The sequence below is a fragment of the Micromonospora sp. LOL_021 genome (assembly GCF_048060215.1).
Classification (GTDB): domain Bacteria; phylum Actinomycetota; class Actinomycetes; order Mycobacteriales; family Micromonosporaceae; genus Micromonospora_E.
Window position 1 is genome coordinate 1 of record NZ_JBHMIN010000094.1, and the last position, 9253, is coordinate 9253.

Consider the following 9253-nt stretch of genomic DNA (forward strand, 5'->3'; position numbering starts at 1 on the left):
ATACACCCGCAACGTGCCCAGGCCGGTGCCCGCGCCGCCGGCTACGCCATGCGCCGTGCTCGAACGGCTGCGACTACTGCTGCGCCCGGATCCCTATCAACGGCTCGACTTGCAGATCGGCAACGGACGTCGACGATGCGGCGGTCAGCCGAGCCCCTTGGCGCCCGGATAGGCCGTGTCCGAAAGAACCTGCACGGCGTCGCCCGCGACGGAGGTGGAGGGGTGGTACACCCGCAGTTGCCCGTCCGACGTCCATCGGGCCCATAGGTCGGGTATGCCGTCGCCGTTGAGGTCGGGGACGCCGATCACCAGGTCGACGCTCGCGGCCGACCAGCCGGTGCCGAAGGAGACATCACCGTCACGGGAGTTCACGGCCAACTTCAACGAGTGCAGATCGACGCTACCAGCGACGGTGCCAGGCAGGCCGTGCCGCACAGACATTCTGCCGTTGTCCAAGTCGCGCCACAGTAGGTCCGGGGTGCCGTCCTGGTCGATGTCGGCCACGTTGACGATCTCCCTGCGGGCCCAGGCAGTGCCCTCCATCAGGGTCGCCTGCTGGAAGCTGGCTCCGGTGTAGCCGCTCAACGTCCAGAATGCGGTGCCGGCCCGTAGGACCAGGTCGGGGTGCCCGTCCCCGGTGATGTCCCCGACGGCCTTGAGCTGGGTCCAGGTGGCCGGATCCGGTGCGCCGGCCGGCAACCGCACCCGGATCCGGTCGTCGACGTCGAAGCTGCCGTAGCCGTCGCCGGGGTAGATCCAGAAGCCGCCGTCCGGGGTGCGGACGAACAGGTCGGTGATGCCGTCGCCGGGGAAGGCGTCGCCGTACTTGGTGAGCAGGGCGACCTGGGAGGTCGCCGGGTCGTACCAGTGCCCAGCCGGGTCGAGCTGGCCATCGGCGCTGTACGACGCAGCCAGGGATCCGTACAGGGCTCCGTCGGTGTCGCTGGGATAGGTCCGCAGGTTGCCGTCGGCGTCGATGATCGTCAGATCGGGTCGTCCGTCGCCACCGGTGTCGCCCGGCCCGTCCACAGCGTCGCGAGGCGGTACGTAGAAGGTGTGGTCGGTGCGGGCGCTCCGGTTGCCGGCCGCGTCGTACGCGTACACCTGCAGGGTGGTCGGGCCGGAATGTCGGGGTCGCAGGTCGGGCACGGTCGCCGTGCCGGAGTTGGCGGTCACGTATGTCAGCTCACGCCCGCCGAGCGCGTAGCTGAACTGGGCGGCGTCGGCGGCGGTGAAGGTGACCGGACCGGTCTGGCCGAACTTCACCGTTGCCCAGGTCGCTCCGTCCGGGGTGGCGGCCAGGAACACGTCGCTGGTGACGGCCGGAGCCGGTGGCGCGCTGGCGTCGATCGTGATCCGACAGGGTTGGTCGCCGGGCGGGAAGTACCACGACGTCGCCCCGTCGGTGTCCTCGGACCGGACGTCCCAGGAGTAGGTGACGCCGTCCACCAGGCTGGTGGCGGGGATCGTCACGCTGCCCCGGCCGCTGCTCAGGCTGGTGACGAGGGTGCCGGCGGGCACCGTACCGCCGGTGGGCCAGAAGCGGAAGCGCAGCCCGCGCAGGTTGCCGTCCGGGTCCGAGCCGGTGGCGGCCAGCACCAGGTTGGTCCGGGCGACGAGGGTGCCGCCGCCGGGCCCGGGGGCGCAGTTTCCGCCGGGTGTGATGGTGCCGGCGGTTGGTTCGTTGGGGCTGCGGTTGTAGACCACGGTCAGCTCGGTCGCGCTGACCTGGAACTTGCGCCAGGTGTGGGTGTCGTCCTCGTCGGCGGCTCGCATGACGAAGGTGATCTGGGACCAGCCGTTGGTCGCGCCGGCCTGGGCCCCCTGCTGCACGTCGAAGCTGACGTAGGCGTCGGCGCACTGGTTGCTGTAGCCGTGCGCGAACGACCGACGCTGCTGCTCGGAGATCCAGTCCGGCTGCTTCTTCCATGTGGTACCGGAGGAGATGGCTCCGGTGAGCCACAGCCGCATCTCCCGGGCCTGACAGCTCCACGAATGGTTGTTCAGCAGCCGCAGGCTGGCTGAACTGACCGTCGCGCCCTCGATGCCGCTGTTGAAGCCCATCCGCCAGAAGGTGCGGGCGCGCAGCGGCGTCTCCTCCTCGTAGCCGACCCGAGCGACGGTGGTGCCGTTGTTGAAGTTGGTGCCGTTCCAGGTGTTGGTGTACGGGTGCTGGCTGTAGATGGTTGCCCACGCCTGGGTGGTGCTGCGCATCGTCGGATCGAGGAAGACCGGGAACCGGACCTCGGCGTCGTCCAGCAGACCGCTGGCCGCCGCGTCCAGCCGCAGCCGCGCCTCACCGGTGCCGTCGCCGTCGAGTGTGCTGGGCAGCTGGCCGATCTTGGAGCCCGGCTCGGCACCGCTGAGGCCGGACAGGCGTAGCACGTCGGTCGTGGTGGCCACCGAGGTACGCGGGGGCGCGTCGGGGTCGTCCGTGTTGCGTCCGGAGGAGTCCCAGCCGAACGGGGTGGGGATGGAGCTGATTTCCTTGTCGTCGGCCGGGTCGAGGATCCGGACCCCGCCGGTGACCGGATCGTGCTGGAAGACAGCGGTCGCCGACCGCAGGCCGTAGTTGATCCGGCGGACCGAGTCCACCGTGGCCGCATCGGGCGTCTTGACGATGAGCAGTTGGCCGACGCCGCCGTCGTCGCGTACCACCATCAGCAGGTCGACGCCGGGCAGCACGTCAGGGTAGAGCGCCCGGGGGCCGTCGAGCACCGGCTCGGGTAGCGGCCCGGGCCAGGTGTACGTGATGGTGTGACCGTCGAGGTCCAGCTCGGCCAGCACCCGGTCAGTGGTGTCGGTGGTGTCGGCAGGCTGGTCGTCCGCTGCCGCGTACCGGTCGGCGGCCGGTCCACCGCTGGAGAAGCGGACCGGTGCCGGGGCGTTCACCGGCCGTACGCCGAGACCGTCGGCGTCGTCGGTGACCCGGCTGCGGCCGGCTCCGTCGGCCCGGCCCTGGTCGGCCGCACCGATGCGGGTGAGGGTGGTGTCGAGTTCCGCCCACTGCCCGGTGGCGTCGCGGGCCCGCTGTGCGATGGCGTGGCTGGTGGTACGCAGTTGCCCGTCCGGTCTGGCCCAGGTGAGTGAGGTGGCGGTCGTCGCGGTGTCGATCAGCACCTCCTCACCGGTGCGGCGGGCCTGGGCCAGGGCCGCTGAGTCGTCGAGCGGGCCGGCCGACGGTGCCGGGTCCGGGGCGACGAGCCGGTCGATGGTGGACCGCAGCAAGGGCAGCGTCGCGGCGACGAGCGCGACCACCAGCAGACCGACGGTCAGAGCGAGCCTGGTGCGCGTACGCGTGAATGGGCTGAGCAGGCGAGGCGCGGTCACTGCGGTCTACTCCCGTGGGACCCGGTGGGCAGGAACGATGTGGACACCACTGCGCCCGCTCGGCGGCCACGGGGCAGAAGTCCGCACACGATCGCACGGACACCACCATCGACGCGCCCCTCTTTAACGTTATTAACCTGTTATATCCCGCTGGTGCGCATCGCCACCCGCGGCGTAATGCGAGCCTTTGTCGGCTTTTGCTAGTGGCAACTCATCCATGTATTGCGATTTCAAGATCTCTATGCCTTGTGTGCAGATTGCCACCACAGGTGAAGATTGACCAGTGATGCAGTTCACTCATATCCCTGCTGTCGGCCTGCTGCTCACTTGAGTGTCAGATCAACTTGACGCAGAGTGCTCACGACCGTGCCCCACACCCGGCGTGTGCTCTCGCGGTCCGTCCGCACCTTCTCTTCGCGCCTGGGAGTCGACGCGCATGCGTGGAACCGGTCCACAGTCCTGGCAGCTGGACCGCCGAGCCGCCGGTGACCGAACCGCCCGTACCAGAGCACGCCGGCTTGGCCGACGGCTTGGCAGCCGGGGCGGCACGCTCCTGCTGACGGCGGTCATGGTGGTGACGGTCCTGCCCGCGCAGGCGTGGGCGATACCCGGCCCGGGAATGAGCCGCGAAGCGATCGAGGTCGACCTGCCGGACATCCCGGACGCCGAACTGGTCGGCCAGGACGAATCTGCGGAATCCGACCTGACCACCGCCGACGAAGTACCGGTGGTGCCGTACGAACCGCAGGCCGTGACCCCGTGGGAGTCCGGCGACGGCACCGTGGACCTCACCGGTCTGGCCGCTGGTGAGACGCTGCCCGTCGACGACCTGCCGGTCGCGCTCGGCGTACCGTCCGATGGCGACCCGGCCGATCTCGCCGGCAGCTGGGCTGTCGGCCTCGCCGCCCCCGAGGCGTCCCAGGCCGCTGGCGTCGCCGGCCTGATCATGAAGATCACCCCGCCGGCCACCGCCGACCCGGCAGCCGAGGTCGCGCTGACCGTCGACTACACCACCTTCGCCGACCTGTACGGGCCCCAGGCCGCCGACCGGTTCGGCTTCCTGCTGCTGCCCGAATGCGTCTACGACGCCCCGGACAGCGGCGACTGCGCCACCGCCGACGGCAGCACCGGCCGCAGCGCCGGACCGCAGGCCGGCGGTGCCGGCATCACCGGGACCGGCGAGTTCACCCCGGCACCGAGCCAGGTCTCGGTGGCGTCGACCCGGCGCGTGGTCAGCGGCACCGTCCCGGTCAGCGCGCTGCTGGCGGGCGAACCCGCAGCGGGTCGGGCCACCACGTCCGCCACGTCGTCGAGTGTGGTCGGCGTACTGGACACCGGCGCGTCGGCGGCCGGCGACTACACCGCCACCCCGCTGCTCTCCTCCGGCTCCTGGGCGGCCGGTTCCTCCTCCGGTGCGTTCACCTACGGCTACCAGGTGCAGGTGCCGGAGACCTCCGGCGGGCTGATGCCGCAGGTCAACCTGTCGTACTCGTCGCAGTCGGTGGACGGGCGGACCTCGGCCACCAACAACCAGGCCTCCTGGATCGGCGACGGCTGGGACTACGCCGCCGGGTCAATCACCCGCAGCTACGCCAACTGTCGGCAGGACTCGAAGAAGGCCGGCTCCAACAACGCCAGCCACCGCACCGGTGACCTGTGCTGGGGGTCGAACAACGCCACCCTGTCGCTGGGCGGAACGACCACCGAACTTGTCTTCGACGACGACGAGCAGACCTGGATCACCGCCAACGGCGACGGCTCCAAGGTGCAGCTACTCAAGGACTCCGGGCTGGCCAACGGCGACGCCGACGGCGAGTACTGGGTGGTCACCACCCGCGACGGCACCCGGCACCACTTCGGTCGGCACCGGCTGCCCGGCTGGTCGTCCGGCGACCCGGTGACCAACTCGGTGCTCACCGCCCCCGTCTACGGCAACCACCCGGGTGAACCCTGCTACCAGGCCGGCAACTGGGCCGGGTCGGCCTGCACCCAGGCGTGGCGCTGGTCCCTCGACTACGTCGAGGACGTCCACGGCAACGCGATGAGCCTGTGGTGGGCCAAGGAGACTAACTACTACGCCCGCAACTTCAACTTCAAGGACCCGGTCCGCTACGACCGGGGCGGCTACCTGACCCGGATCGACTACGGCCAGCGCGCCGACAGCGTCTACTCGGCCGCGCCGCTGGCCCGGGTCTCCTTCACCGTCGCCGAACGCTGCTTCGCCGAAGGCTCGCTGACCTGCACCGAAGCCAACTTCACCAGCACCGACCCGAGCAACTACCGGATCTGGTACGACACCCCGGCCGACCTGCACTGCACCGCTGGGCAGAAGTGCTGGAACGCCTCCCCGGCGTTCTTCACCCGCAAACGCCTCGACCGGATCACCACCTCGGCGCAGCGGCAGCCCGGCAGCACCGCGCTGCAGACCGTCGACGAATACCGGCTCAAGCAGTCCTTCCCGATCCTGCGGACCGGGCTCAACACGGCACTGTGGCTGGAGTCGGTCACCCGTACCGGCTACGGCCGCAGCGGGAACCCCGACGACAAGATCGCCCTCAACGCGGTGCGGTTCGAAGCCAACCCCGACGACATGCCCAACCGGGTACGCCGCGACGACCGGCCCAACTTCTCCCGGCTGCGCATCGGCCGGGTCATCAACGAGTACGGCGGCGAAACGATCGTCACGTACAAGCAGCCGACCGGGGCCTGCGCCACCGGCACCGGCCTGCCCGGCAAGAACGACACAGCCGCGTTGAAGGCCAACACCCGGCTCTGCTATCCGTCCTATTGGCACCCCGACCCGGCCGTCGAGGACATCGACTGGTTCCACAAGTACGTCGTCGACACCGTCGAGGAACTGCCCGCCGTCGACGGCGCCTACCCCACCGTCACCCGGTACTCCTACGCCGACGCCGGCTGGAAACTCGCCGAGCAGGAGTTCACCAAGAAGTCCACCCGCACCTACTCGCGGTTCGCCGGCTTCGGCCAGGTCACCGTCATCACCGGCGACGACGACCCGGCCATCGGCAGCCGCCGGAGCAAGTCCGTCACCCGGTACTTCCGCGGCCTGGGCGACACCGTCGACGTCCACGACATCGACGGCGTGTTGATCGCCTCCGACGCCGAGCCGTTCGCCGGCCGGATCGCCGAGGAACTCACCTACACCAGCGCCGACGACGCCGACGCGGCGTGGCTGACCCGCAGCGTCACCGTGCCGGCCGCCACCGAACTCGCCCGTCGGGACCGCGACGACGGGCTCAGCCCGCTACGTGCCTGGCGGGTCACCGAACCCCGGCAGATCACGTACACCCGATCCTCTGGGACCGGCGACGACACCCGCACCCAACGGGTCGTCGAAGCCCGCACCACCTACGAGGCGACGTACGGGCTGCCCACGCATGTCGAGTCCCGAGGCGACACCGGCCGCCCCGGCGACGAGTCCTGCACGTACGTCGACTACCTGCACCGGGCCGACCAGCACGTCATCGGGATGACCCGCCAGCTGCGGACCAGCCCGACGCTGTGCGCGGACGCCGACTTCGACGACCTGACCACACTCAGCTCGGCCAGCCGGGTCGGCTACGACGGCCAGCCGTACGGCACCGCCCTCGCGGCGTCGACCCGGGCCCTGGTCACCGGCTCCTGGTCGTTGAAGGCCGACGGGTCCGGTTTCCAGAGCGACGGCACCGTCGCCTTCGACGCGATCGGTCGGGTGGTGTCCCGCACCGATCCGGACGGTAAGACCTCGACGACCACCTTCGAACCGGCCACCGGGCAGGCCTACGAGGTCGTCGAACGCAACTCGCTCGGCCACGAACAGACCGTCGAGGTCGACCCGGGTCGCGGTGTCGCCGTACGCAGCACCGACCCGAACGGGCACGTCAGCCAGTCGACGTACGACCCGCTCGGCCGGCTCGTCGAAGTCTGGGCGCCCGGACGGACCCCGACCGCCGGCGCGGTCCCGGACTTCAGCGCCGAATACCACCTGCCGGCCGGCAAACCGCCGTACGTGGTCACTCGCAGCCGCGGCCACGGAAACCGGGTCGAAACCGCCGTCACCCTCTACGACGGGCTCGGCCGGGAACGGCAGAGCCAGCAGGAAGCCGTCGGCGGCGGCCGGCTGATCAGCGACACGCTCTACAACACCTCCGGTGAGGTGTGGCAGACCAACAACGCCTACTACGCCGAGGGCGCACCGAGCGGCGGGCTGTTCACCCCGCTCGCCGACACCGCCGTGCCGAACGCCACCCGCTACACCTACGACGGTCTCGGCCGGGTCGTCACCGAGATGCCGGTGCTGCGCGGCACGGAAGCACCGGAGCGGGCAACCCGCTACGAGTACGGCACCGACCACTCCACGGTGATCAACCCGGCTGGCTCGCCGTCGTACCGGACCTACTCGGACGCCATCGGCCGCACCGTCCGGGTCGACACGTTCACCGACGCCGCGCGCACCGAGTTCACCACCATGCGGTACGGCTACCACCCGCGCGGCCAGCTGGCGTCGGCCACCCACTCCGCCGACCCGGACCGCCCGTGGACCTGGAGCTACGACCAGCGCGGCCGGCTCGTCACCGCCAACGACCCGGACTCCGGCAGCACGACGCTGACGTACGACCACCGGGACCGGCCGCTGACCTCGACGAACGCGCGTGGCGTGACGGTGTGGAACGGTTACGACGAACTGTCCCGGCCGACGCAGCAGCGGCTCGACGGGTCGAGCGGGACGTTGCTGGCCGAGTACGGCTACGACACCGCGCCCGGTGGCATCGGGCTGCCGGCGGCCGCGACCCGCTACACCGACGGGTTGGCGTACACACAGCAGGTCGGTGGTTACACCGACGACTACCAGCCGACGTCGACGACGTTGACGTTGCCGCAGTCGGTCGCCGACATGTGGGGTCTGGCGGAGTCCTACACGTACGGCTACGCGTACACCGACACCGGGCTGCCGGCGTCGGTCGATTTGCCGGCGGTCGGTCGGATGCCGGCCGAGCAGATGCTGGTCCGGTACACGGCCGACGGGTTGCCGCTGTCGGTGTCCGGGCAGGACTGGTACGGCGCGGAGACGGTCTACTCGCCGTACGGGCAGGTGCTGCGGTCGACGTTGGGCGCTCAGCCGCACCGGGTGTGGACGACGGCGTCGTACGACGACGCCAGTGGCGCGTTGACCGATCAGCGGGTGTTCCGGGAGCAGACCGGTGATCAGGCGATCGTCGGCGGGAACCTGGTGTCGCACCGGTCGTACGGCTACGACGCGGCCGGTAACGTCACCGCGATCCGGGAGCACGCCGCCGGTATTCAGGAGCGGCAGTGTTTCGGCTATGACCCGCTGGGCCAGCTGACCGAGGCGTGGACGGCGGCCGACCAGACCTCGTGCGCGGTGGCGCCGGCCGCCGCGTCGGTGGCGGCGGGTGCGGACGGGGCCGGCTACTGGCAGCGGTACTCCTACGACCTGCTCGGTAACCGGTCGGAGCTGGTGGAGAAGGACCTCGGTGGTGACACCGGGAAGGACGCGACGACGACGTACGGCTACGGCGGCGCGGACGGGTCGCAGCCGCGGACGTTGACGTCGGTCCGTAAGGATTATGTGACGCCGGCGGGTGCGCAGGTGACGGCCGAGGCCGAGCGGTTGTACGAGGCGACCGGTGAGACGCGGTCGGTGCGGTCGGTGTCTTCCGGTGACGTGCAGGAGCTGACCTGGACCTACGACGGTCAGGTGGAGCGGATCGCCGGTCAGGGCGGTGGCGGCGAGACCGCCTATGTGGGTGTGGTGGGCAAGTGCCTGGACCTGCAGGCGGGGTTCGCGGTCTCCGGTCAGCAGGTGCAGTTGTACGAGTGCAACGGCACGACGGCGCAGCGGTGGTCGTTCACGGTGGTGGACGGGCAGCCGGATTCCGATCTGGGCACGTTGCGGGTGTAC

The 9253-nt window shown here is 70.3% G+C and carries 2 protein-coding genes; one reads left to right on the forward strand and one right to left on the reverse strand.

All coding sequences use genetic code 11. The features are described 5' to 3' along the window. Positions 1 to 144: 144 nt before the first annotated feature. Positions 145 to 3330, reverse strand: a complete 3186-nt coding sequence (locus ACFHWT_RS30705) for an FG-GAP-like repeat-containing protein (protein ID WP_416598136.1) — start codon at positions 3328 to 3330, stop codon at positions 145 to 147. Positions 3331 to 3766: 436 nt separating this feature from the next. Between ACFHWT_RS30705 and ACFHWT_RS30710 the strand changes: the two genes are divergently transcribed. Continuing rightward, a partial coding sequence (locus tag ACFHWT_RS30710) for a sugar-binding protein (RefSeq protein ID WP_416598138.1) occupies positions 3767 to 9253 on the forward strand: 5487 nt, incomplete at its 3' end.